At 66.7% G+C, this 21,089-nt stretch carries 25 protein-coding genes; 16 read left to right on the top strand and 9 right to left on the bottom strand.

Annotated elements, in window-relative coordinates; all coding sequences use genetic code 11:
- Positions 1–53 precede the first annotated feature (53 nt).
- From ACZIYR_RS11950 to ACZIYR_RS11920, 7 genes are all read right to left on the bottom strand, one after another.
- Entirely contained in the window at positions 54–1,466 is a 1,413-nt protein-coding gene (locus ACZIYR_RS11950; protein WP_483526846.1) for an RNA polymerase factor sigma-54, read from the bottom strand.
- 162 nt (positions 1,467–1,628) lie between these two features.
- Positions 1,629–2,354, bottom strand: a complete 726-nt coding sequence (gene lptB / locus ACZIYR_RS11945) for an LPS export ABC transporter ATP-binding protein (protein WP_473033995.1) — start codon at positions 2,352–2,354, stop codon at positions 1,629–1,631.
- Positions 2,355–2,364: 10 nt separating this feature from the next.
- Entirely contained in the window at positions 2,365–2,892 is a 528-nt protein-coding gene (gene lptA, locus ACZIYR_RS11940) for a lipopolysaccharide transport periplasmic protein LptA (protein WP_473033993.1), read from the bottom strand.
- The gene (gene lptC, locus ACZIYR_RS11935; protein ID WP_483526845.1) at positions 2,889–3,491 is read right to left on the bottom strand and encodes an LPS export ABC transporter periplasmic protein LptC; all 603 of its coding nucleotides are present in this window, start codon (positions 3,489–3,491) and stop codon (positions 2,889–2,891) included. Before lptC ends, lptA begins: the two co-directional genes overlap by 4 nt.
- A gap of 3 nt (positions 3,492–3,494) precedes the next feature.
- Entirely contained in the window at positions 3,495–4,046 is a 552-nt protein-coding gene (locus tag ACZIYR_RS11930; RefSeq protein WP_473033990.1) for a KdsC family phosphatase, read from the bottom strand.
- Between the two features lie 33 nt (positions 4,047–4,079).
- Complete coding sequence (locus ACZIYR_RS11925) at positions 4,080–5,087, bottom strand: KpsF/GutQ family sugar-phosphate isomerase (protein ID WP_473033989.1); 1,008 nt, start codon at positions 5,085–5,087, stop codon at positions 4,080–4,082.
- 28 nt (positions 5,088–5,115) lie between these two features.
- Positions 5,116–6,066, bottom strand: a complete 951-nt coding sequence (locus ACZIYR_RS11920; RefSeq protein WP_473033988.1) for a calcium/sodium antiporter — start codon at positions 6,064–6,066, stop codon at positions 5,116–5,118.
- A gap of 158 nt (positions 6,067–6,224) precedes the next feature.
- Between ACZIYR_RS11920 and ACZIYR_RS11915 the strand changes: the two genes are divergently transcribed.
- The 9 genes from ACZIYR_RS11915 to hisD all read left to right on the top strand — a co-directional run bounded on the left by ACZIYR_RS11915 (position 6,225) and on the right by hisD (position 13,121).
- Positions 6,225–7,037 carry an ABC transporter ATP-binding protein gene (locus tag ACZIYR_RS11915; protein WP_483526844.1) on the top strand — a complete coding sequence of 271 codons (813 nt, stop codon included), beginning with the start codon at positions 6,225–6,227 and terminating at the stop codon, positions 7,035–7,037.
- Entirely contained in the window at positions 7,034–7,816 is a 783-nt protein-coding gene (gene mlaE, locus ACZIYR_RS11910; protein WP_473033987.1) for a lipid asymmetry maintenance ABC transporter permease subunit MlaE, read from the top strand. The genes ACZIYR_RS11915 and mlaE overlap by 4 nt, the downstream gene beginning before the upstream one ends.
- Before the next feature lie 36 nt (positions 7,817–7,852).
- Positions 7,853–8,317, top strand: a complete 465-nt coding sequence (gene mlaD / locus ACZIYR_RS11905; protein WP_473033986.1) for an outer membrane lipid asymmetry maintenance protein MlaD — start codon at positions 7,853–7,855, stop codon at positions 8,315–8,317.
- Positions 8,318–8,371: 54 nt separating this feature from the next.
- Positions 8,372–9,022, top strand: a complete 651-nt coding sequence (locus tag ACZIYR_RS11900) for an MlaC/ttg2D family ABC transporter substrate-binding protein (RefSeq protein WP_483526843.1) — start codon at positions 8,372–8,374, stop codon at positions 9,020–9,022.
- On the top strand, positions 9,019–9,357 hold the full coding sequence (locus ACZIYR_RS11895; RefSeq protein WP_483526842.1) for an STAS domain-containing protein: 339 nt from the start codon (positions 9,019–9,021) through the stop codon (positions 9,355–9,357). The genes ACZIYR_RS11900 and ACZIYR_RS11895 overlap by 4 nt, the downstream gene beginning before the upstream one ends.
- 128 nt (positions 9,358–9,485) lie before the next feature.
- Positions 9,486–9,755, top strand: coding sequence for a BolA family protein (locus tag ACZIYR_RS11890; protein ID WP_473033984.1), 270 nt, complete (start codon positions 9,486–9,488; stop codon positions 9,753–9,755).
- Positions 9,756–9,768: 13 nt separating this feature from the next.
- Positions 9,769–11,031, top strand: coding sequence for a UDP-N-acetylglucosamine 1-carboxyvinyltransferase (gene murA, locus ACZIYR_RS11885; protein ID WP_483526841.1), 1,263 nt, complete (start codon positions 9,769–9,771; stop codon positions 11,029–11,031).
- Between the two features lie 47 nt (positions 11,032–11,078).
- Entirely contained in the window at positions 11,079–11,741 is a 663-nt protein-coding gene (gene hisG / locus ACZIYR_RS11880) for an ATP phosphoribosyltransferase (RefSeq protein ID WP_473033982.1), read from the top strand.
- Between the two features lie 54 nt (positions 11,742–11,795).
- A complete protein-coding gene (gene hisD, locus ACZIYR_RS11875; RefSeq protein WP_473033981.1) occupies positions 11,796–13,121 on the top strand; it encodes a histidinol dehydrogenase in 1,326 nt (441 codons plus the stop codon).
- 108 nt (positions 13,122–13,229) lie between these two features.
- Here the strand turns inward: hisD and ACZIYR_RS11870 are convergent, their stop codons facing one another.
- On the bottom strand, positions 13,230–14,456 hold the full coding sequence (locus ACZIYR_RS11870; protein ID WP_473033979.1) for a Do family serine endopeptidase: 1,227 nt from the start codon (positions 14,454–14,456) through the stop codon (positions 13,230–13,232).
- A gap of 104 nt (positions 14,457–14,560) precedes the next feature.
- Between ACZIYR_RS11870 and ACZIYR_RS11865 the strand changes: the two genes are divergently transcribed.
- Positions 14,561–15,322 (top strand): Nif3-like dinuclear metal center hexameric protein, encoded by a 762-nt coding sequence (locus ACZIYR_RS11865; RefSeq protein WP_473033978.1) that lies wholly within the window; start codon positions 14,561–14,563, stop codon positions 15,320–15,322.
- 36 nt (positions 15,323–15,358) lie between these two features.
- On the opposite strand, the gene ACZIYR_RS11860 is transcribed toward ACZIYR_RS11865, so the two are convergent.
- Positions 15,359–15,811 (bottom strand): Z-ring associated ZapG family protein, encoded by a 453-nt coding sequence (locus ACZIYR_RS11860; RefSeq protein WP_483526840.1) that lies wholly within the window; start codon positions 15,809–15,811, stop codon positions 15,359–15,361.
- Between the two features lie 187 nt (positions 15,812–15,998).
- Here ACZIYR_RS11860 and zapE point away from each other — a divergent pair, with 187 nt between their 5' ends.
- The 6 genes from zapE (at position 15,999) to ACZIYR_RS11830 (ending at position 21,001) form a co-directional block, all read left to right on the top strand.
- The gene (zapE, locus tag ACZIYR_RS11855; protein WP_483526839.1) at positions 15,999–17,183 is read left to right on the top strand and encodes a cell division protein ZapE; all 1,185 of its coding nucleotides are present in this window, start codon (positions 15,999–16,001) and stop codon (positions 17,181–17,183) included.
- Positions 17,184–17,338: 155 nt separating this feature from the next.
- Positions 17,339–17,767 carry a 50S ribosomal protein L13 gene (gene rplM, locus ACZIYR_RS11850; protein WP_473033976.1) on the top strand — a complete coding sequence of 143 codons (429 nt, stop codon included), beginning with the start codon at positions 17,339–17,341 and terminating at the stop codon, positions 17,765–17,767.
- Positions 17,768–17,780: 13 nt separating this feature from the next.
- Positions 17,781–18,170, top strand: a complete 390-nt coding sequence (rpsI, locus tag ACZIYR_RS11845; RefSeq protein WP_483526838.1) for a 30S ribosomal protein S9 — start codon at positions 17,781–17,783, stop codon at positions 18,168–18,170.
- Positions 18,171–18,381: 211 nt separating this feature from the next.
- On the top strand, positions 18,382–18,975 hold the full coding sequence (petA, locus tag ACZIYR_RS11840) for a ubiquinol-cytochrome c reductase iron-sulfur subunit (RefSeq protein WP_483526837.1): 594 nt from the start codon (positions 18,382–18,384) through the stop codon (positions 18,973–18,975).
- Entirely contained in the window at positions 18,975–20,234 is a 1,260-nt protein-coding gene (locus ACZIYR_RS11835; protein WP_483526836.1) for a cytochrome b, read from the top strand. Before petA ends, ACZIYR_RS11835 begins: the two co-directional genes overlap by 1 nt.
- Positions 20,234–21,001: a cytochrome c1 gene (locus ACZIYR_RS11830; RefSeq protein WP_483526835.1), complete on the top strand. Its 768-nt coding sequence runs from the start codon at positions 20,234–20,236 to the stop codon at positions 20,999–21,001. Before ACZIYR_RS11835 ends, ACZIYR_RS11830 begins: the two co-directional genes overlap by 1 nt.
- Positions 21,002–21,089 lie beyond the last annotated feature (88 nt).

Below are 21,089 nucleotides of genomic sequence, written 5' to 3'. Positions count from 1 at the left end.
AACCCCCTGTTTCAGCGCCTCGCCACGGGGGTCGGGCGCGGCGGCGAACGGCGTCATTTGAAGCGCTTGCGCTCGCTCGAGGAGGGAATGCCCAGGGCCTCGCGATACTTCGCTACCGTGCGTCTGGCCACGCGGATGCCGTCCTCGGCCAGCAGGTCCACCAGGCGGCTGTCCGACAGGGGCTTGCGAGGCGCTTCTCCCTGCACCAGCTTGCGGATGCGGGCGCGAATCGCCGTGCTGGAGTGGGCGTCACCCTCGCCCTCGCCGCCGACCTGGCTGGAGAAGAAAAACTTCAGCTCGAACACGCCCCGGGGGGTGTGGATGTACTTCTGGGTGGTGACCCGGGAAATGGTCGACTCGTGCATCTCCACGGCCTGGGCGATATCGGCCAGCACCAGCGGCTTCATGGCCTCCTCGCCCTGCTCGAGGAAGTCGATCTGGCGGGCCATGATCTCGCGACCGACGCGCAGCAGGGTATCGTTACGGCTGACCAGGCTCTTCATCAGCCAGCGAGCTTCCTGCAGGTGATCCTTGAGAAACTGGTTGTCCTGGCTTTTGTCGGCGCGACGCACCAGGGCCATATAGTCGGGCTGGATGCGCAGCCGCGGGAGCGCTTCGGCGTTGAGCTCGATGCGCCAGCCGCGGTGGTCGTGCAGGGCCACCAGATCGGGGATGACGTAGTCGCTGCCCACCTCGCCGTAGGCGCTGCCGGGGCGGGGGTCGAGGGTGCGGATCAGGCGGATGACCGCGTCCAGCTCGGCATCCTCAAGGCCCAGGCGACGCTTGAGGAGCCGGCGGTCATCGGCGGCCAGGGCCTCCAGGAACTGACGGACCAGGCGCCGCGCCTGGGGCAGCAGGGGCGTGTCGTCCGGCAGCGCCCCTAGCTGCAGCATCAGGCATTCACGCAGGTCGCGGGAGAAGACGCCGGTCGGCTCGAACTGCTGCAGGCGCAGCAGCACCTGCTCGACCTCGCGGGTCGGCAGGCCCTCGAGTCCCTGCTGGCGAAGGCCGTCGCGGATCTCTTCCAGCGGTTGGGCCAGGTAGCCGGCGCCGTCCACAGCGTCGATCAGGCTCTCGGCAATCAGTCGCTGACGCGGCTCCAGGTCGGTCATGGCCAGCTGCCAGACCAGGTGGCCATTGAGGCTCTGGCCCTCGGCCTGGCGCTCGAAGTCGGGGCCCTCGCCCCCGGCGGGCGCGCCCAGGTCCTGGTAGGTGTCCGACCAGTCGCTGTCGGTGCTGAGCTCGCTGGGAATCTCGCTGGCCCAGTCGTCCTCGGGGGTCTCGCTGACCTGCTGTTCGCCGAAGCCGTCGTCGAGCTCCAGCATGGGGTTGGACTCGAGCGCCTGCTGGATCTCCTGGCGCAGGTCCAGGGTGGAGAGCTGCAGCAGGGCGATGGCCTGCTGCAGCTGAGGGGTCATGGTCAGCTGAGTGCCGACGCGCAGTTGCAGAGAAGCTTTCATGGCCATGAGAGACGTTGCTCATTTGCCGAAAAGCCCCACCCTAGACCGCGGCCGGGTGACATGCAAGAGACTCTTCGATAAATTTCTTGCAATAAGTATACCAGGCGCAATCTGTGTGCCGAGGTGGCGCAATAACATTCATATCAGCATGTTGCGATCAATATAGGATTAGAGGCGAAAGTCCTCGCCCAGATATACCTCGCGCACCCGCCGGTTGGTGAGGATGGCTTCGGCGTCGCCTTCGGCGATGATCTGACCGTCGCCGACGATGTAGGCGGTGTCGCAGATATCCAGCGTTTCGCGCACGTTGTGGTCGGTGATCAGCACGCCGATGTCCCGCGCCTTGAGCTGGCGAATGATGCCCTTGATCTCGCCCACGGAGATGGGGTCGACGCCGGCGAAAGGCTCGTCGAGCAGGATGAAGGCGGGCTCGGTGGCGAGCGCCCGGGCAATCTCCACTCGCCGGCGCTCGCCGCCGGAAAGGCTCATACCGAGGTTGTCGCGAATGTGGGTGACATGGAAGTCTTCGAGCAGGCCCTCGAGGCGCGCCTGGCGGCCGCTGCGGTCCAGATCCTTGCGGGTCTCGAGAATGGCCATGATGTTGTCGGCCACCGATAGCTTGCGAAAGATCGAGGCCTCCTGCGGCAGGTAGCCGATCCCGGCCCTGGCGCGCTCGTGCATGGCGGCGCCGGAGAGATCGCGATCGTCGATATGCACCGTGCCGGCATCGGCGCGTACCAGGCCCACGATCATATAGAAGGAGGTGGTCTTGCCGGCGCCGTTGGGGCCGAGCAGGCCGACGATGCTGCCCTGCTCGATGGTCAGGCTGATATCGTGAACCACGCGGCGGCGCTTATAGCTCTTGGCCAGATGGCTGGCCTGCAGAGTCTTCATGGAGGATGCCTTACTGCTCGGGCTGCAGGGTCATGCGGATGCGCTGGCGGCCTTCAATCCCTTCGCCCTCTGCGCGGGCCTGGACCACGCGGCGGTCGAGAAAGTACTCGAGATAGCCGCCGGCGAAGGTGTCGCCGCGCTGGTGAAGTTCGGCGCGATCGATCAGTTCCACGCGCCGTTCGGCCACATGGTAGACGACGGTGCGGCCCCAGCCGCGCACCACGGGCTCGTCGGGGTCCGGCTGCTGCTCCAGGTAGGCTCGCTCACCGGTGGCGATCGCCCGGGATAGCTCGCCGGCCGCGTTGCGCTGGATCTCGACCCGATCGCCGGTCACCCGCAGGCTGCCCTGCCGGATGTCCACCTCGCCGGTATAGACAGCGGTGCCGGCGCGGTCGTCCAGGTCGAGGCGGTCGGCCTCGACTTCGATGGGGGCGCTGGCATCGTGTGCCTTGACCGTCATGGCGCTCAGCGCGACGCCGGCCAACAGCAGACCGCCCAGCGCCAGGGCGGCGAGTGAAGGGAGTGCGGGTCGAATCATGACTCGGGGTCCTCATGGGTGGCGCCGGAGGCTTCCGGAGGGTGGTGGCCGCGAACATTGTCCGTCAAGCGGGCGCGATTGTCATCGAACCAGGCGTCGAAGCGTTCGCCGCTCATGCGCTGGGGCGGCTGTTGCAGCAGTGCCGGGCTCTCGCTCCAGGCGTGGCCGAGGTCGGCGTCCACATGGAGGATCTCGGTATCGAGCTGCCAGCGCTCCTCGGGAGCGAACAGCCGTGCGCTGCCGCTCAGGGTCAGCGGGCTTCCGCCCGGCCCGAGTCGTCCCACGTCGCCCCGGGCGATCCACAGTCGCCCTTCGCTGTCGTGGACATGGGCCACCGGCGTCTCGGCCCGGGTCACGTCGTCATGGGGCGTGTGCACCAGGCGCGGGGTGTCCAGCCGCTGGTGGGCGCGTCCCTCGGTGTTGAAGCGCGTCAGTCGCACCTCCTCGAGGTAGTAGTCGGGCTCTCCCTCGGCGTCGCTGGGTACCGGCCCGGGGCGGGGCGCCTCGCGAGGATCGAGCCAGACAAGCAGGCTGCCAAGCGCCAGCAGTACCAGCAGCAGCCAGAGCCGGTAGCCGGGGCGGGGCAGGCGCAGCGACACGGCTCAGCCCTGCAGGTAGGTGTCGACCAGGGCGTCGCGATGCCCCTGGGCCTCGAGCAGGGCATCGCAGATCTCGCGAACGGCGCCGTGACCGCCGCTGCGCTCGGTCACCCAGTCGGCCAGGGCCTGAATATAGGACGGTGCGCCGGGCACGCTGATGCCAATGCCGGCGCGCTGGATAGCCGAGAGATCGGGCAGGTCGTCGCCGCAGTAGGCCACCTGCTCGAGGCTGAGCTGCTGGCGCTGGCACAGTTCGCGCAAGGTGGCGAGCTTATCGCCGCAGCCCTGATAGACATGGTCGATGCCGAGCGCCGCGGCGCGGTGGCTGACCATCGGGGAGTCGCGGCCGGTGAGCAGGGCGACCTGCAGGCCGGCCCGGCGCAGCAGCTTGATCCCCAGGCCGTCCTGAGTATGAAACGCCTTGATTTCCACGCCATCGGCCTGGAAGTAGAGGCGGCCGTCGGTGAGTACGCCGTCCACGTCGAGGGCCAGCAGGCGAATCAGGCGCAGGCGGTCGAGAAGATGGGGAGCGATGGGCGGGGTTGCCAGGGTCATGGGCGTTCCTTGAGTCGGGTCATCGGGGAGGGGTCAGATCACGCCGCTGCGCAGCAGGTCGTGCATGTGCAGGGCGCCGACCGGGTGCCCTTGGTCGTCTACCACGGCCAGCGCGGTGATGCGGTTGTCTTCCATGACGCGCACGGCCTCGGCGGCCAGCAGGTCGGGGGCAATGCGCTTGCCGGGGCGAGTCATGACGTCATCGACCCGCAGGCGGCTGAGGTCGCGGTGCTGGTCCAGGGTGCGCCGCAGGTCGCCGTCGGTATAGACGCCGGCCAGCCGGCCGCGTTCATCCACCACGCAGGTGAAGCCGAGCCCCTGGCGGGTGATCTCCAGCAGGGCGTCGCGCAGGGGGCTGCCCAGGGGCACGCAGGGCAGGCGGTCGCCGCCATGCATCAGGTCGCCGACGCGCAGCAGCAGTCGCTTGCCCAGGCTGCCGCCGGGATGGGAGCGGGCGAAGTCCTCGGCGGTGAAGCCGCGCGACTCCAGCAGCGCCACGGCCAGGGCATCGCCCAGCGCCAGGGCCGCGGTGGTCGAGGCGGTCGGGGCCAGGTCCAGGGGGCATGCCTCACGGGCAACGCCGGCGTTGAGGTGGGCATCGGCATGTCGCGCCAGGGTCGAGTCGGGCCGGCCGGTCATGCCGATCAGCGGCGTGCCCAGGCGTTTGAGCAGCGGCAGCAGGGCATTGACCTCGGCGGTCTCGCCGGAGTTCGACAGCGCCAGCACCACGTCGCCCAGGGTGATCATGCCCAGATCACCGTGGCTGGCCTCCCCGGGATGAACGAAGAAGGCGGGCGTGCCGGTGCTGGCAAGGGTGGCGGCGATCTTGCCGCCGATATGGCCCGACTTGCCCATGCCGGTGACGATCACCCGTCCCCGGCAGGCCAGGATAAGCTCGCAGGCGCGGTCGAAGTGGCTGTCCAGGCGCTCGGCGAGGGCCGCAATGGCCTGCTCTTCCACCTGCAGGGTGCGTCGCGCACTGTCGCGCAGCGGTGAGCCGCCGTTGGAGGTAGCGCCGGAGGGGGAGGTGTCGGTACTCATGACAGTGATTGTTGCCCGTCGTGTGGTTTCACTCAAGAGGGCCGCTCCCGCTCAGCGCCAGCCAGGCCAGGTAAGCCAGATAGATCGCCAGGAACAGGCCGCCGGGCAGTCGCCCCAGGCGGCCGTGGCGATGCCACAGCAGCAGCATGGCCATGCCCAGAGTCAGCAGCAGCATGACCGGGAAATCGCGGCTGGCGGCCGCCGGGTTAACCGGGCCCGGCGCAAGCAGGGCGGGGATCGGCAGCACGGCCAGCAGGTTGAATAGGTTGGAGCCGATGATATTGCCGATGGCCAGGTCATGGTGGCGCTTGAGGGCGCTGGCCACGCAGGCGGCCAGCTCCGGCAGGCTGGTGCCGATGGCCACCACGGTCAGGCCGATGGCCAGCTCGCTGACGCCCAGGCCCCTTGCCAGCTCGCCCGCGCCCCATACCAGCGCCCGTGAGCTGACGCCCAGCAGCGCCAGGGTGGCCACCAGCCAGCCCAGTGCCGGCAGCAGCGTCATGCCGGGGGCGGTGGCAGGCGGGTCGGCATCGGGAGTGTCGGCGCGCAGCAGCCACCACAGGCTAAAGCCCAGCAGCAGAGCCAGAAACAGGGCGTCGAAGCGTCCCAGGATGCCGTTGGCCAGGGCGTAGCCCGCCATGCCGGTGGCGCCCAGCAGCAGGGGCAGTTCGCGGCGCACCAGCGAGAAGCGCACCGGAACGGGGGCGACCAGGGCAGTGACGCCCAGCACCAGGCCGATATTGGCAATGTTGGAGCCCAGGGCGTTGCCGATGGCAAGGTCCGGGAGGTCGTCGAGGGCGGCGAACAGGGCGACCACCATCTCCGGGGCCGAGGTGCCCAGGGCGACCACCGTCATGCCGATCAGCAGGGTGCTGAAGCCGGAGCGGTAGGCGGTGGCGGCGGCGGCCGCGACGAAGCGGTCGGCGCTCCACAGCAGGCCGGCGAGGCCGATCAGGACCAGTAACAGGGGCAGCAGCATGGCGTCGGCACGGGCAAGGTAAAGGCGTTGTCGATAACGAAAGGGCGCCCATTAAACGTGCTGGACGGCCGCGGTGCAAGGCGGCGTCCGTTGTGCTGGCGTTGCCCTGGCGGGTTAGGATACGATGTTCGACAATTTTTTGACGGACATGGTGCGGCATGAGCGACTCCCCCTTCGTGGTGGTGGAAGGGCTCTCTTTTTCCCGTGGTGACAAGGACATCTTTAGCGGCGTGGACCTGCGTATCCCGCGCGGCAAGATCACCGCCATCATGGGGCCGAGCGGCACCGGCAAGACCACGCTGCTCAAACTGATCGGCGGGCAGCTCACGCCCGATGCCGGTCGCGTCGTCATCGACGGCCAGGACGTGCATGCCCTGTCGCGCAAGGCGCTGTTCAGCCTGCGACGGCGCATGGGGATGCTGTTCCAGAGCGGGGCACTGTTCTCCGATCTCAGCGTCTATGAGAACGTGGCCTTTCCGCTGCAGGTGCATACCGACCTCCCCGCGGCGATGATTCGCGATGTGGTGCTGATGAAGCTTCAGGCGGTGGGCCTGCGCGGTGCTCGCGAGCTGATGCCCTCGCAGCTCTCCGGCGGCATGGCACGGCGGGTGGCGCTGGCCCGCGCCATTGCGCTCGACCCGGAGCTGATCCTCTACGATGAGCCCTTCGTCGGCCAGGATCCCATCTCTATGGGGGTGCTGGTACAGCTGATCAAGCGGCTCAACGAGGCGCTGGGGCTGACCGCCGTCGTGGTCTCCCACGACATCAAGGAGACGCTCTCCATCGCCGACTATGTCTACGTCATCGCCGATGGCCAGGTCATGGCCCACGGCACGCCGGCGACCCTGGACGTGGACGACGACCCCCGTGTCAGTCAGTTCGTGCACGGCGAGCCCGATGGACCGGTGCCTTTTCACTATCCGGCCGCAGATTTCTTCTCGGACATCCTCGACTCAGGAGGCCGTCAATGATCCAGCGTATCTGGTGGCTGGGGCGTCGCGGCTGCGAGCTGCTCGAGGCGCTGGGTCGCTCGGGACAGTTCCTGCTGCAGTCGGCGGTGGGGATTCCCTCCCGGGAGGGCTGGTACCTGTGGCTGCGGCAGATGCACTTCGTCGGGGTGCTGTCGCTGGCCATCGTGCTGGTCTCGGGGCTGTTCATCGGCATGGTGATGGCGCTGCAGGGCTACACCATCCTGGTCGACTTCGGTGCCGAGCAGGCGCTGGGTCAGATGGTGGCGCTGTCGCTGCTGCGCGAGCTGGCGCCGGTGGTGGCGGCGCTGCTGTTCGCCGGCCGGGCGGGGTCGGCGCTGACTGCCGAGATCGGCCTGATGAAGGCCACCGAGCAGCTCACCAGCATGGAGATGATCGGCGTCGACCCGCTGCGCCGGGTCGTGGCGCCGCGGCTGTGGGCCGGCTTCGTGGCCCTGCCGCTGTTGACCATCGGTTTCAGCGTGGTGGGCATCTACGGCGGCTACCTGGTGGGCGTCGAGTGGCTGGGGGTCTTTGAGGGCTCGTACTGGGGCAACATGCAGGCCAGCGTCGACTTCATCGGTGACGTGGGCAACGGCATGGTCAAGAGCCTGGTGTTTGCCCTGGTGGTGACCTGGATCGCCGTCTTCCAAGGCTACGACCTGATCCCCACGTCGGAAGGCATTTCCCGGGCCACGACCCGCACCGTGGTCTACTCCTCCCTGGCTGTCCTGGGCCTGGACTTCGTGCTCACCGCGCTGATGTTCGGCGAGTTCTCCTGATCCGGAGAGGCTTTAATTGATGTTTGGAGGCGTGCGATGAAACGCAGCAAGACGATGGAACTGGGCGTTGGCCTGTTCATGCTGGCCGGCATCCTGGGCCTGCTGTTCCTGGGCCTGCGGGTCAGCGGACTGGCCTTCTCGCCGCCCGGCGACACCTTTCGGCTGGAGGCCAACTTTGCCAACATCGGCAGCCTCAAGCCGCGAGCGCGGGTCACCATGTCCGGTGTCACGGTGGGGCGAGTCAGCTCGATCGAGCTGGATACCGACTGGTACGACGCCCGGGTGATCCTGGAGATCGACCGCGACCTGGAAGATCGGCTCTCACGGGATACCACCGCGGCCATTCTCACGGCCGGCCTGCTCGGCGAGCAGTATATTGGCCTGACTGTGGGTGGGGACCCGCAGACGCTGGCCGATGGCGATACCATTCGTGATACCCAGTCGGCGGTGGTGCTGGAAGAACTCATCCAGCAATTCGTGTCCAATATGGTCAGCGACTGAGGACGAATCTCGCCGCGCCCTGACTCCCCGTACCGTACCGCTTGAGGACGAAGTATGACGCACTACCTTGCTGCTTTCCGCCCGCTGCTCCTGGCGCTGTGCCTGGTGCTGATCTCCCTGCCGGCCCAGGCCGAGCCGGAGCGCAGCCCAGAGCAGGTCATACGCCACAGCGTCGAGACGATGATGAATGAGCTCGAGGGGCGGGAAGACTATTACGCCAATAACCTCGACGAGCTCAAGGCGCTGGTCGACGACAGCCTCGACGACATCGCCGACTTTCGCTATATCGGGGCCAGCGTGATGGGACGCTACTTCCAGAACGCCACCCCCCAGCAGCGGTCGCGCTTTGCCAATACCTTCCGCCAGACGCTCGTGGATACCTATACCAAGGGCCTGGTGACCTTCGACTACCGCGAGCTGCGCGTGCTGGACAGCCAGCGGCCGCCGCGCCACGAGGATCAGGCCAGCGTGGCCATGGAGGTGGTGGCAGTGGACGGCTCCGTCTACCCGGTCAGCTACACCCTGCGACTCAGCGACGGCGAATGGCGGGTCGTCAACGTGATCGTCAACGGCATCAACTTGGGGCTGACCTTCCGCAACCAGTTCGATCAGGCGATGCGCGACCACGGGCGCGACTACGACGCGGTGATCGACGGCTGGGCGCCGGAGCTCGCCGTCGAGGAGCTCGAGGAAGGCGGCGGATGAGTTGCCTGCTCGACCGCAACGGCGTGTGCCTGGCGGCCGGCCCCGAGGGGCTGGCCGTGAGCGGTGAGGTGGATTTCGATGCGGCGGCCTCGCTGGCCGAGGCCGGCAGTGCCTGGCTGGCCACCCAGCCTGCCGGGACCTCGCTGACGCTGGATCTCAGCGGCGTCGGTCGGGTCAGCAGCGCGGCGCTCAGCGTGCTGCTGGAGTGGACTCGGCGGGCGCGCGTCGCCGGCGTCGAGATCCAGCGGGTCGTGCTCTCGCCGCCGCTGCTCAGGCTCACCCGCGTTGCCGGCCTCGACGCCCTGCTGCCGGTAGCCGAGCCCGCCGTCTCCTGAATCGCCCTTCTCGCCGCCATCGCCAAGCGCGGCGCTTTTCATTACCATGTGAAGATTCCCTGACCCGGTACGCGCCCTGTTGTCGCAGCGCGTGCCGTTCATTCCGCATTCAAGGAGTTCCGGTTTCCATGCAACCCAGTGACGTCAAGGCGCTGCTCGAGGCCCGCATCGAGGGCTGTGATTTCCATATCCAGGGCGAAGGCTGCAACTTTCAGGTCATCGCCGTGGGCGAGGTGTTCGACGGCCTGTCACCGGTGAAGCGCCAGCAGCTGGTCTACGGCGCGCTCTCCGAGGAGATCGCTTCCGGGGCGGTGCATGCGCTGAGCCTCAAGACCTATACGCCGACGCAGTGGGCCAGCGCGCCGGAGAACGCGTCGGCATCCGGCGGGGATGCCTGACGGGCCAATCACCATGGACAAACTGATCATTACCGGCAACGGTATCGCCGACGGCGAGGTGTGGGCCAGCGGCGCCAAGAATGCCGCCCTGCCCATCCTCTGCGCGACGCTGCTGGCCGACGAGCCGGTGACCATCGGCAATCTGCCGCATCTCCAGGACATCACCACCACCCTGGAACTGCTGGGGCGCATGGGCGTCGAGCCGGTGATGGGCGAGCGGATGAGCATCCAGCTCGACGGCGCCCAGGTGAAGGACTGCCACGCACCCTACGAGCTGGTCAAGAAGATGCGCGCCTCGATCCTGGTGCTGGGCCCGCTGCTGGCGCACTTCGGCCATGCCGATGTCTCGCTGCCCGGTGGCTGCGCCATCGGCTCGCGCCCGGTCGACCTGCATATTCGCGGGCTCGAGGCCATGGGCGCAGAGATTCGCGTCGAGGGCGGCTACATCCGCGCGCGGGTCGACGGCCGGCTCAAGGGGGCCACCATCTTCTTCGACACCGTGACGGTGACCGGCACCGAGAACCTGCTGATGGCGGCGACGTTAGCCTCCGGCACCACCGTGCTCGAGAACGCCGCCCGGGAGCCAGAGGTGGTCGATCTCGCCGAGTGCCTCATCAAGATGGGGGCCAGGATCCGCGGGCACGGCAGCGACACCATTGTTATCGAGGGCGTCGAGCGCCTGCACGGGGCCTATCACGATGTGATGCCCGACCGCATCGAGACCGGTACCTTCCTGGTGGCGGCCGCGGTGACCCGTGGCCGGGTGCGGGTGCGCAACACCCGCGCCGATATCCTCGAGGCGGTGCTGGCCAAGCTGGAGGAGGCCGGCGGCAAGGTGACCGTCGGCGACGACTGGATCGAGCTCGACATGCAGGGACGTCGGCCGCGGGCGGTCAACGTGCGTACCGCGCCCTATCCGGCGTTTCCCACCGACATGCAGGCCCAGTTCGTCGCCATGAACGCCGTGGCCGAAGGCACCTCACGGGTCGTCGAGACCATCTTCGAGAACCGCTTCATGCACGTCCAGGAGCTCAACCGGATGGGCGCCAGGATCGCACTGGAGGGCAATACGGCGGTGATCGAGGGCGTGGAGCGTCTCTCCGGGGCGCCGGTGATGGCCACCGACCTGCGCGCTTCGGCATCGCTGGTGGTGGCGGCGATGATGGCCGAGGGGGAGACCCTGGTGGACCGTATCTACCATATCGACCGCGGCTATGAATGCATCGAGGAGAAGCTGCAGCTGCTGGGTGCGCGGATCCGTCGAATTCCCGGCTGAGCGGTGCGCCGGCAGGCGTGCGCCACCCCCGACCATAGAGCGAAATCATGAGCAAGCAACTGATTCTGGCCCTCTCCAAGGGGCGTATTCTCGACGAGACACTGCCGCTGCTGGCCGATGCCGGGATCACCCCCGCCGAGGACCTGGGCAAGAGCCGCAAGCTGCTGTTCGACACCAACCTGGCCGACGTCAAGCTGGTGATCCTGCGAGCCACCGACGTGCCTACCTATGTCCAGCTGGGCGCCGCCGATCTGGGTGTGGCCGGCAAGGACGTGCTGCTCGAGCACGGGGCCGAAGGCCTCTATGAACCGCTCGACCTCGAGATCGCCAAGTGCAAGCTGATGACGGCCGGCATCGAAGGCGCCGAGCCGGCCCGGGCCCGGCGCCGGGTGGCCACCAAGTTCGTCAACGTGGCCCGTCGCTACTACGCCGAACAGGGCATTCAGGCCGAGGTCATCAAGCTCTACGGGGCCATGGAGCTGGCGCCGCTGATGAACCTCGCCGATGAGATCGTCGATATCGTCGATACCGGCAATACCCTACGCGCCAACGGCATGGCCCCTCGCGAGCTGATCGCGCCGATCAGCACCCGGCTGGTGGTCAACAAGGCGGCCATGAGCATGAAGCACGCCCGCCTCAAACCGCTGATCCAGCGCCTCGGCGAGGCGGTGGGCAAGCGCCGGTCCGCTGAGACGGTGGCGAGCCCCTGATGCTGTCGCGCGCCGGCACGACTGGTTTTCATCTTGATAGAGGCAGGACCTAGCATGAGCGAGATCCTTGAGGCCGTCGAACTGACACGGCTTTCCACCGGCGACGCCGACTTCGATACCCGGCTCGATGCCCTGCTGGCCTGGGAGGGCGTGTCCGATGCGGCGGTACAGCAGCGGGTGGACGACATCATTGCCGCGGTCAGAACCCGTGGCGATGCCGCCCTGATCGAGGCCAGCAACCGCTTCGACCGGCTCACGGTGACCAGCATGGCCGAGCTAACCCTCGACGCGGCGCGCCTGGAACAGGCCTACGCGGGCCTGCCCGAGGCCCAGCGCGAGGCGCTGGCGCTGGCCGCACAGCGCATTCGTGACTATCACGAGCGTCAGAAATCGTCCTCCTGGTCATACACCGAGGCCGACGGCAGCGTGCTGGGACAGCAGGTTACCGCCCTGGATCGTGCCGGTATCTACGTGCCGGGTGGCAAGGCCGCCTATCCCTCGTCGGTATTGATGAATGCCATTCCGGCCCACGTGGCCGGGGTGCGCGAGATCGTCATGGTGGTACCCACGCCGGATGGCGTGCTCAACGAACTGGTGCTGGCGGCTGCCCATGTGGCGGGCGTGGATCATGTCTTCACCATCGGCGGGGCCCAGGCGGTGGCCGCCCTGGCCTATGGCACCGAGAGCGTGCCGCGGGTCGACAAGATCGTCGGCCCCGGCAATATCTACGTGGCGACGGCCAAGCGGGCGGTATTCGGTCAGGTGGGCATCGATATGATTGCCGGCCCCTCCGAGATCCTGGTGGTCTCCGATGGCGGCACCGACCCCGACTGGCTGGCCATGGATCTGTTCTCCCAGGCCGAACACGACGAGGATGCCCAGGCCCTGCTGGTGAGCTGGGATGCGGCGCACCTGGAGGCGGTCGAGGCGGCCATCGAGCGCCTGCTGCCGACCCTGGAGCGCGAGGCGATCGTGCGCGAGTCGCTGTCCAGGCGCGGGGCACTGATCCACTGTCGCGATCGGGAGGAGGCGGTGGCGCTGATCAACCGCATCGCGCCGGAGCACCTGGAGCTTTCCATGGGGGATCCGGAGGCGCTGCTGCCGGAAGTGCGCCACGCCGGGGCCATCTTCATGGGGCGCTACACCGCCGAGGCGCTGGGCGACTACTGTGCCGGTCCCAACCACGTGCTGCCTACTTCGGGCACGGCGCGTTTCTCCTCGCCGCTGGGGGTCTATGACTTCCAGAAGCGCTCCTCGATCATCCACTGCTCGCCGGAGGGGGCCTCCACCCTGGGCGAGGTGGCGTCGACGCTGGCCCGCGGCGAGGCGCTGACCGCCCACGCCCGCTCGGCGGAGTATCGCATTCGCCCCAAGGCCTGATCGCCCGTCCCGCGGCCGCGTGACGCCCGACAGAGAGGTGGTAGAGTGCAGAGAAAACGCCGCGGCCCCGCCAGATGATGGCGGGGCCGCGGTGTTTTCGCCTGGGTGTCAGCGGTCGGGCGGGCGCCGCTCGGGCTGCGGCCGCTCTCCCACTTCCAGGTCGATGTCGAGTCGCTCGCCGCTGCGCACCACGGTGAGCGGCAAGGTGGAGCCGGGCTGGATGGCGGCAATGTCGCTCATCGCCACCCGAGCGTCGACGATGGGGCGTCCGTCTACCTCGAGCAAGACATCCCCCGGGCGCAGCCCCGCCTGGGCGGCGGGGCCATCGGGGACCACCCCGGCGATGACCACGCCGCGCGGCGCCTGCAGGCCGAAGGAGGCGGCCAGCTCCGGGGTCATCTCCTGGGCCTCGATGCCCAGCCAGCCGCGAATCACCCGACCCTGGGTGACCAGCGCATCGAGGATGCTGTGAGCCAGGCGAGTGGGGATGGCGAAGCCGACGCCCTGGGAGCCGCCGGAGCGCGAGAAGATGGCGGTGTTGATGCCCACGAGGGCGCCTTCGGCGTTGATCAGGGCGCCCCCGGAGTTACCCGGGTTGATGGCGGCATCGGTCTGGATGAAATCCTCGTAGGCGGTCAGCCCCAGGTGGCTGCGGCCGGTGGCGCTGATGATCCCCATGGTCACGGTCTGGCCGACGCCGAAGGGATTGCCGATCGCCAGGGCGACGTCGCCGATGGCGACGTCGGCGGTGTCGGAGAGCTCGATCACCGGCAGGTCGTCGAGCTCGATGCGCAGCACGGCCAGGTCGCTTTCCGGGTCGGTACCGATGACCTCGGCGAGGGTCTCGCGGCCGTCGCGCAGGGCGACCTGAATCTCGTCGGCACCGTCGATCACATGATGGTTGGTCAGCACGAAGCCGTCCGCGCTGACGATCACCCCGGAGCCCAGGCTGGAGAGCAGGCGCTGCTGACTGGGCAGGTCGTCGGCGAAGAACTGGCGAAAGAAAGGGTCCGACATCAGCGGGTGCTGTTCGCGCTCGATGACCCGCGAGGAGTAGACGTTCACCACCGCTGGTGCCGCCTTCTCCACCGCCAAGGAGTAGCTTGCCGGTCCCTGATCGCGGCTCAGCGGCGGGGCCTGACGGACATCCGGCGTGGGCCGGGTGGCGACCTCGCGTGAGGCGCCGGGTTCGACCAGCGGCTGGGCGGGAGGCTGAACCGCCGGCGGTTGCACGTCCGAGCGGCCCAGCAGCTGGGGAAAGGTGTTGAGCAGTACGATGGCCAGCAGCACGCCGGTGATGACGGGCCATGCGTAGGCGGCGAGCGAAGGTCGCATGGGGGCGTTTTCCTGGTCGGCGGGGGCCTCGCTGGCCTCCCGTAGCGTCGTTATGATGTGGGACTAGTGTAACATTGGCGATAAACCACTGTCCGGAGGCCTGGATGATTTCCCGCGACGAGCTGACCAGGGCATGCGATACGCTGCTCGATGCCACCCGTTTCAAGGACTACACCGTCAATGGCCTGCAGGTGGCCGGTCGAGAGGGCGTGGTCCGCGTGATGACCGGGGTCACCGCCTGTCAGGCGCTGCTCGACGAGGCGGTGGCCTGGCAGGCCGATCTGCTGCTGGTGCACCACGGCTACTTCTGGAAGAACGAGCCGGTGACCGTCACCGGGATCAAGCAGCGGCGGCTGCGTACCCTGCTGCTCCACGACATCAGCCTGCTCGCCTATCACCTACCGCTGGACGCCCATCCGCGGCTGGGCAACAACGCCGAGCTGGGGCGCCTGCTGGGCTTCGAGGTCGACGGCTGTGCCGACGGCGAACTGGGCGAGGGGCTGGTCTGGCTGGGGCGCCCGGCCGATCCGCTGACCCCCTCGGGACTGGCCGCGCGTCTCGGCGATACCCTGGCACGGGAGCCACTGCTGATCAAGGCGCCGGGGGGCGGAGAGATCCAGCGCATCGCCTGGTGCACCGGCGGTGCCCAGGACATGATCACCTTGGCCTGGGAGAGCGGCGCCGACGCCTTTATCTCCGGCGAGATCTCCGAGCGTACCACTCATCTGGCCCGTGAGCTGGGCATTCATTACCTGGCAGCGGGTCATCATGCGACCGAGCGCTACGGCGTTCAGGCGCTGGGGGAGTGGCTGTCGCGGGAGTTTGGTATCGAGCACCGCTTCGTGGATATCGACAACCCCGCCTGACCGCCGCGGTGCGTTGCGGCCAGACGGGGCATGGCGTCAGTAGCGCGGCGGCTGGGGCGCGTCGGCCTCGTCGCCCTTGAGCCCGAAGTCCTCGGAGAGGGTGCCGCGCGTGCCGTCGGCGTAGTCGCGGGGGGCGGGGATATCGTCGCCCTGGGCATCCGGCGTTGGCAGGCTGTCGATGTCGAGGCCCCGCGGGGACTGAGCCTGGCCGAAGCCGGCGGCGTCTTCGGCCAGGCGGTGCTCCAGGGCGCGCGCCTCGCGCTGGAGATTGCTCACCATGGCGCCAACGGCGGCAAAGTGATCGCCCATCTCGCGGCGCGTCTCGGATAGCTCACGCTCACGCTCGGCGAGACGCTGGCGCAGGTCCTGTAGCTGGTTGGCTCCGCCGCTGAGCAGTCGATAGCCCGCCGCGCCTGCGCCGATCCCGATCAGCAGGCTGGCAATCGCCAGTATCCAGTTGATGTTGCCGTATTCCACTTGATTCTCCATCAGTGCTCGTGTGCGACCGGGCTCGGCGATCGACGGGCGGCGCTGCCGCCGGGGCCTTCCGGCGGCCCATTATAGGGGCGGCGGCGCCCGGTCGGTCAACGCGTGCCTGACTTTCCTGTGCCTCGCGGTGTGGATAGGTATAATACCTGGCTTGCCAACCTTCGAGCCAAGCCAGCCAGGAATTGCCATGTGCGCGACTCTGTCCCCTGCGGGGGCCTCCGGGGGCGCGGGTAGCACGCCGCTGCAGCGTTACCGCGCCGATCTCGAACGTGACGATTTTCAGCACGACCCTGCTCAGGAACGGGCGGTCCAGCACCTTCAGCGCCTTTACGACGCCCTGCTGGCGGCGCCGCGCACCGAGCCTCGTGCCGTGACCACCGGCCGTGGACTCAAGTCCCGCATGGCGGGGCTGCTGGGGCGCCGTAGCAGGCCGGTCGACGCGCCGGTGCTTCCCGATATCCAGGGCCTCTACCTGTGGGGTGGGGTCGGGCGCGGCAAGACTTATCTGATGGATGTCTTTCATGAGTCGCTGCCTTTTCCGGACAAGATGCGGACCCACTTCCACCGTTTCATGCAGCGGGTCCACAACGAACTCGAGCACTACAAGGGGGAAAAGAATCCCCTGACCCTGATCGCCGGCAAGTTTGCCGCTGAGGCCCGGGTGATCTGCTTCGACGAGTTCTTCGTCAAGGACATTACCGATGCGATGATCCTGGCCAACCTGCTCGAAGCGCTCTTCGAGCGTGGGGTGGTGCTGGTGGCAACCTCGAATATCGTCCCGGATGAGCTCTACAAGGACGGCCTGCAGCGGGCGCGCTTCCTGCCCGCCATCGAGTTGCTCAATCGCCACTGCGAGGTGGTCAATGTCGATAGCGGCATCGACTATCGGCTCCGGGCGCTGGAACGTGCCGAGATATTCCATGCCCCTCTGGACGAGGCCGCGGAAGTGGAGCTGTCCCGCAGCTTTCGCGAGATCGCCGGTCAGGAGGGGGAGCGGGACGTGCCCATCGAGATCAACCACCGCGTTCTGCAGGCCCGACGGCTGCATGACGACGTGGTGTGGTTCGAGTTCAGGGAGCTGTGCGACGGGCCGCGTAGCCAGAACGACTACATCGAGCTGGCCCGGGAGTATCACACCGTGCTGGTCTCCAACGTGACCCGCATGAGCGGTGCCACCGATGATCAGGCGCGGCGCTTCATCAACCTGGTCGATGAGTTCTATGATCGCGGCGTCAAGCTGCTGATGTCGGCCGAGGCGCCGGCCGAGCGTCTCTACGCCGATGGTCGTCTCGAGTTCGAGTTTCAGCGCACCCTGTCGCGACTGCAGGAGATGCAGTCCCATGAGTACCTGGCGCTGCCCCATAAGCCTTGATTGCCTCTTACCCTGGGCGGGCGAGTCGTGTAGAATGCCGCCTCGCTCGAACGTTGTCGGTGGCTGTGTCGCCGGCAACCAAGAAAAATAGGGACGATCCCGCCTCGGTTCGGCCGGCGGCAGGATCCAATACATCGATTGTGGTGATTTCATCCATGAAGACGTTCACTGCTAAGCCGCAGTCCGTCCAGCGCGATTGGTATGTCGTCGACGCTGCGGACAAGACGCTCGGCCGCCTGGCCACCGAAATCGCTCGTCGCCTGCGCGGCAAGCACAAGCCGGAGTTCACTCCGCATGTCGACACCGGCGACTACATCGTCGTGATCAACGCCGAGAAGGTGAAGGTGACTGGCAACAAGGCCCAGGCCAAGACCTACTACCGTCATACCGGCTATCCGGGTGGGCTGCGTTCCATGAATTTCGAAAAGATGATCGCTCACGCTCCCGAGCGGGTCATCGAGTCCGCCGTCAAGGGTATGCTGCCGAAGGGCCCCCTGGGTCGCGCCATGTATTCCAAGCTGAAGGTATACGCGGGCACCGAACACCCGCACGCCGCCCAGCAGCCGCAAGAACTGAACATCTGAGGGGGTCATCGCCATGACACAGCAGTATTACGGTACCGGGCGCCGCAAGACGTCTACCGCCCGCGTTTTCCTCAAGCCGGGCACCGGCAAGATCACCGTCAACAGCCGTGATCTGGACCAGTATTTCGGCCGCGTCACCGGTCGCATGGTGGTGCGCCAGCCGCTGGAGCTGACCGAGACTCTCGGCCAGTTCGATGTCTACGTCACCGTCAAGGGCGGCGGCGGCTCCGCCCAGGCGGGCGCCATTCGCCATGGCATTACCCGCGCCCTGATGGCGTACAACGAAGACTTCCGTCCCACGCTGCGTGCGGCGGGCTATGTGACCCGTGACGCCCGTCAGGTCGAGCGCAAGAAAGTGGGTCTGCGCAAGGCGCGTCGTCGCCCGCAGTTCTCCAAGCGCTAAATCGACGTTTGCAGCACGAAAAAGCCCGGGCAATGCCTGGGCTTTTTTTCTTTTTGTTCAGTGAGTTGTGTTGAGAATTACACCTTGGTCAGGCCCTCTCTGCCTTGTGCCGAGCGTCGTGATTCCTTAAGATGTGGCGGATTTGGTATCCGTGATCACGGGATCGAGCTCGTGGTGAGTCAACGGGTAAGCTGATGGGAGAAACCAGAAAATGGCAGATAACGGCGTAAACAAAGGGCGGCGCCGACTGCTCCTGGGTGCCACCACCGTCGTGGGTGCGGTGGGTGCCGTGGGAGTGGCGGTTCCCTTTGTGGCTTCCTGGCAGCCGAGTGCCAGGGCAAGAGCGGCGGGGGCGCCGGTCCAGGCGGATATTTCCAAGTTGGAGCCGGGGCAGCGGATGACCGTGGAGTGGCGCGGACGTCCGGTGTGGATCGTCAAGCGTACCCCGGACATGATCGAGCGAACCGAAAACTTCGATCCCTCCCGCTTGGCCGACCCCGATTCCGAGGTTCCCCAGCAGCCGCCGTATGTCACCGGCCCGCTGCGTTCCATCCGGCCCGATATCTCGGTGCTGATCGGCATCTGCACCCATCTGGGTTGCTCGCCGCTGTTTCGCCCGGGGCCCGACGATGTGGACATGGCGGCTTGGCCGGGCGGCTATTTCTGCCCCTGTCACGGCTCCTACTTCGACCTCTCGGGCCGCGTGTTCCGCAACGTGCCGGCACCGTCCAACCTGGAGGTGCCGCCGTACCGCTTTGAGACCGACGACATCATCATCGTTGGCGAAGACGAGGAGGCTGCGTGATGGGTAATCCGAATCGGGTCAAGGCGGAAGGCGGCTTCATGCGCTGGGTCGATGATCGCTTCCCCGCCACACAGATGTGGCAGGATCATCTCTCCAAGTACTACGCGCCCAAGAACTTCAATTTCTGGTACTTTTTTGGCTCGCTGGCGCTGCTGGTGCTGGTCAACCAGATCCTCACCGGCGTCTGGCTGACCATGAGCTACAACCCCTCCGGCGAAGGCGCCTTCGCTTCCGTCGAGTACATCATGCGCGACGTGGAGTGGGGCTGGCTGATCCGCTACATGCACTCCACCGGCGCGTCGGCCTTCTTCATCGTCATCTATCTGCACATGTTCCGCGCCCTGCTGTACGGCTCCTACAAGGCGCCCCGCGAGCTGGTGTGGATCTTCGGCATGGCCATCTACCTGCTGCTCATGGCCGAAGCCTTCATGGGCTACCTGCTGCCCTGGGGCCAGATGTCCTACTGGGGGGCGCAGGTGATCATCTCGCTGTTCGCCACCATTCCGTTCATCGGACCGGACCTGGCGCAGTGGATTCGCGGTGACTTCTTGATCTCCGGTATCACCCTGAACCGCTTCTTCGCCCTTCACGTGGTGGCGCTGCCCATCGTGATCCTGGCGCTGGTGGTGCTGCATATCATCGCCCTGCATGAGGTCGGGTCGAACAATCCCGACGGCATCGACATCAAGGAGAAGAAGGACGAATCCGGCAAGCCGCTGGACGGCATTCCCTTCCACCCCTATTACACTGTTAAGGACATTGCCGGTGTGGCGGTGTTCCTGTTCGTCTTCGCGGTGGTGATCTTCTACTTCCCCGAGGGCGGCGGCTACTTCCTCGAACGACCCAACTTCGAGCCGGCCAACCCGATGGTGACCCCGGACCATATCGCACCGGTGTGGTACTTCACGCCCTTCTACGCGATCCTGCGGGCGATCACCTTCGATATTGGGCCGCTGCAGGCCGAGTTCCTCGGCGTGGTCTTCATGGGCGGTGCGATCGCGGTGCTGTTCGTCCTGCCCTGGCTCGACCGCAGCCCGGTGCGCTCCATGCGCTACAAGGGATGGATGTCCAAGGCGATGCTGACCCTGTTCGCCGTGAGCTTCGTGATCCTGGGGGTCCTGGGGGCCATTCCTGCCACGCCGATTCGTACCGCGGTGGCACAGCTGTGCACCGTCCTCTACTTCGCCTTCTTCCTGCTGATGCCGCTGTACACCAAGCTGGAGAAGACCAAACCCGTTCCGGAGAGGGTGACTGGCTAATGAAAAAGCAACTTTTCGCATTGCTGTTCGCGCTGGTGCCTTTCACTGCCATGGCAGCGCCACTGCCTGAACAGCCCTTCTCGATGACGCCGGATATCAACGACCAGGCGTCCCTGCAGCGGGGCATGCAGCTCTATGTCAACTACTGCATGAGCTGCCACTCTCTGGAGCATCAGCGCTTCTCGCGGGCCGCAACGGATCTGGGCATGCCCCAGGATCTGGTGGAGGAGAACCTGATTTTCTCCTCGGATCTGGCCTTCAACGACCAGATGCACATCGCCATGCAGCCGGGTGACTCCGAGAACTGGTTCGGTGTGACGCCGCCTGACTTGACGCTGTTCAACCGTGTCAAGGGGCCGGACTACATCTACTCCTACCTGCTGGGGTTCTACCGTGACCCGGACCAGCCGCTCGGTGTCAACAACATCGTGCTGGAGGCGCCGGCCATGCCCAACGTGCTCGAGCCGCTGCAGGGTGTGCAGGAGATGGTGTGCGCCGAGACCGACCGGCCCGTCGAGGGTGCGGAGCTCGACCCGCTGACGGGCAAGTACCAGTCCTGCGAGGTGCTGCAGATCACGCGCCCGGGGAGCATGGAGCCGGAAGAGTTCGAGGATGCCGTGTACGATCTGACCAATTTCCTGGTCTACGTGGGCGAACCCTCCAGGCTGCATGCCCAGACCCTGGGACCGAAGGTGCTGATCTTCATCTTCATCTTCGGTGTGCTGGCCTATCTGCTCAAGCGCGAGTACTGGCGCGATATCCACTAACGTAGTGTAGCGTTGCGGTGTGATGCATCGTGCAGCAGGGGGCGCATGGCCGCGAGCCATGCGCCCCCTGTGTCGTCTTTTGCGCCTG

This window comes from Billgrantia sp. NRB1 (assembly GCF_056921725.1).
Note: the sequence above shows the minus strand (reverse complement) of the source record. Positions and strands in the feature narration are given on the sequence as shown.

Bases quoted from the DNA above. Each gene is read 5' to 3' on its own strand.
- ACZIYR_RS11950 (WP_483526846.1), bottom strand. From the start codon at position 1,466: ATGGCCATGAAAGCTTCTCTGCAACTGCGCGTCGGCACTCAGCTGACC.
- lptB (WP_473033995.1), bottom strand. From the start codon at position 2,354: ATGAAGACTCTGCAGGCCAGCCATCTGGCCAAGAGCTATAAGCGCCGC.
- lptA (WP_473033993.1), bottom strand. From the start codon at position 2,892: ATGATTCGACCCGCACTCCCTTCACTCGCCGCCCTGGCGCTGGGCGGT.
- ACZIYR_RS11930 (WP_473033990.1), bottom strand. From the start codon at position 4,046: ATGACCCTGGCAACCCCGCCCATCGCTCCCCATCTTCTCGACCGCCTG.
- ACZIYR_RS11925 (WP_473033989.1), bottom strand. From the start codon at position 5,087: ATGAGTACCGACACCTCCCCCTCCGGCGCTACCTCCAACGGCGGCTCA.
- ACZIYR_RS11920 (WP_473033988.1), bottom strand. From the start codon at position 6,066: ATGCTGCTGCCCCTGTTACTGGTCCTGATCGGCCTCGCCGGCCTGCTG.
- ACZIYR_RS11915 (WP_483526844.1), top strand. From the start codon at position 6,225: ATGAGCGACTCCCCCTTCGTGGTGGTGGAAGGGCTCTCTTTTTCCCGT.
- mlaE (WP_473033987.1), top strand. From the start codon at position 7,034: ATGATCCAGCGTATCTGGTGGCTGGGGCGTCGCGGCTGCGAGCTGCTC.
- mlaD (WP_473033986.1), top strand. From the start codon at position 7,853: ATGAAACGCAGCAAGACGATGGAACTGGGCGTTGGCCTGTTCATGCTG.
- ACZIYR_RS11900 (WP_483526843.1), top strand. From the start codon at position 8,372: ATGACGCACTACCTTGCTGCTTTCCGCCCGCTGCTCCTGGCGCTGTGC.
- ACZIYR_RS11895 (WP_483526842.1), top strand. From the start codon at position 9,019: ATGAGTTGCCTGCTCGACCGCAACGGCGTGTGCCTGGCGGCCGGCCCC.
- ACZIYR_RS11890 (WP_473033984.1), top strand. From the start codon at position 9,486: ATGCAACCCAGTGACGTCAAGGCGCTGCTCGAGGCCCGCATCGAGGGC.
- murA (WP_483526841.1), top strand. From the start codon at position 9,769: ATGGACAAACTGATCATTACCGGCAACGGTATCGCCGACGGCGAGGTG.
- hisG (WP_473033982.1), top strand. From the start codon at position 11,079: ATGAGCAAGCAACTGATTCTGGCCCTCTCCAAGGGGCGTATTCTCGAC.
- hisD (WP_473033981.1), top strand. From the start codon at position 11,796: ATGAGCGAGATCCTTGAGGCCGTCGAACTGACACGGCTTTCCACCGGC.
- ACZIYR_RS11870 (WP_473033979.1), bottom strand. From the start codon at position 14,456: ATGCGACCTTCGCTCGCCGCCTACGCATGGCCCGTCATCACCGGCGTG.
- ACZIYR_RS11865 (WP_473033978.1), top strand. From the start codon at position 14,561: ATGATTTCCCGCGACGAGCTGACCAGGGCATGCGATACGCTGCTCGAT.
- ACZIYR_RS11860 (WP_483526840.1), bottom strand. From the start codon at position 15,811: ATGGAGAATCAAGTGGAATACGGCAACATCAACTGGATACTGGCGATT.
- zapE (WP_483526839.1), top strand. From the start codon at position 15,999: ATGTGCGCGACTCTGTCCCCTGCGGGGGCCTCCGGGGGCGCGGGTAGC.
- rplM (WP_473033976.1), top strand. From the start codon at position 17,339: ATGAAGACGTTCACTGCTAAGCCGCAGTCCGTCCAGCGCGATTGGTAT.
- rpsI (WP_483526838.1), top strand. From the start codon at position 17,781: ATGACACAGCAGTATTACGGTACCGGGCGCCGCAAGACGTCTACCGCC.
- petA (WP_483526837.1), top strand. From the start codon at position 18,382: ATGGCAGATAACGGCGTAAACAAAGGGCGGCGCCGACTGCTCCTGGGT.
- ACZIYR_RS11835 (WP_483526836.1), top strand. From the start codon at position 18,975: ATGGGTAATCCGAATCGGGTCAAGGCGGAAGGCGGCTTCATGCGCTGG.
- ACZIYR_RS11830 (WP_483526835.1), top strand. From the start codon at position 20,234: ATGAAAAAGCAACTTTTCGCATTGCTGTTCGCGCTGGTGCCTTTCACT.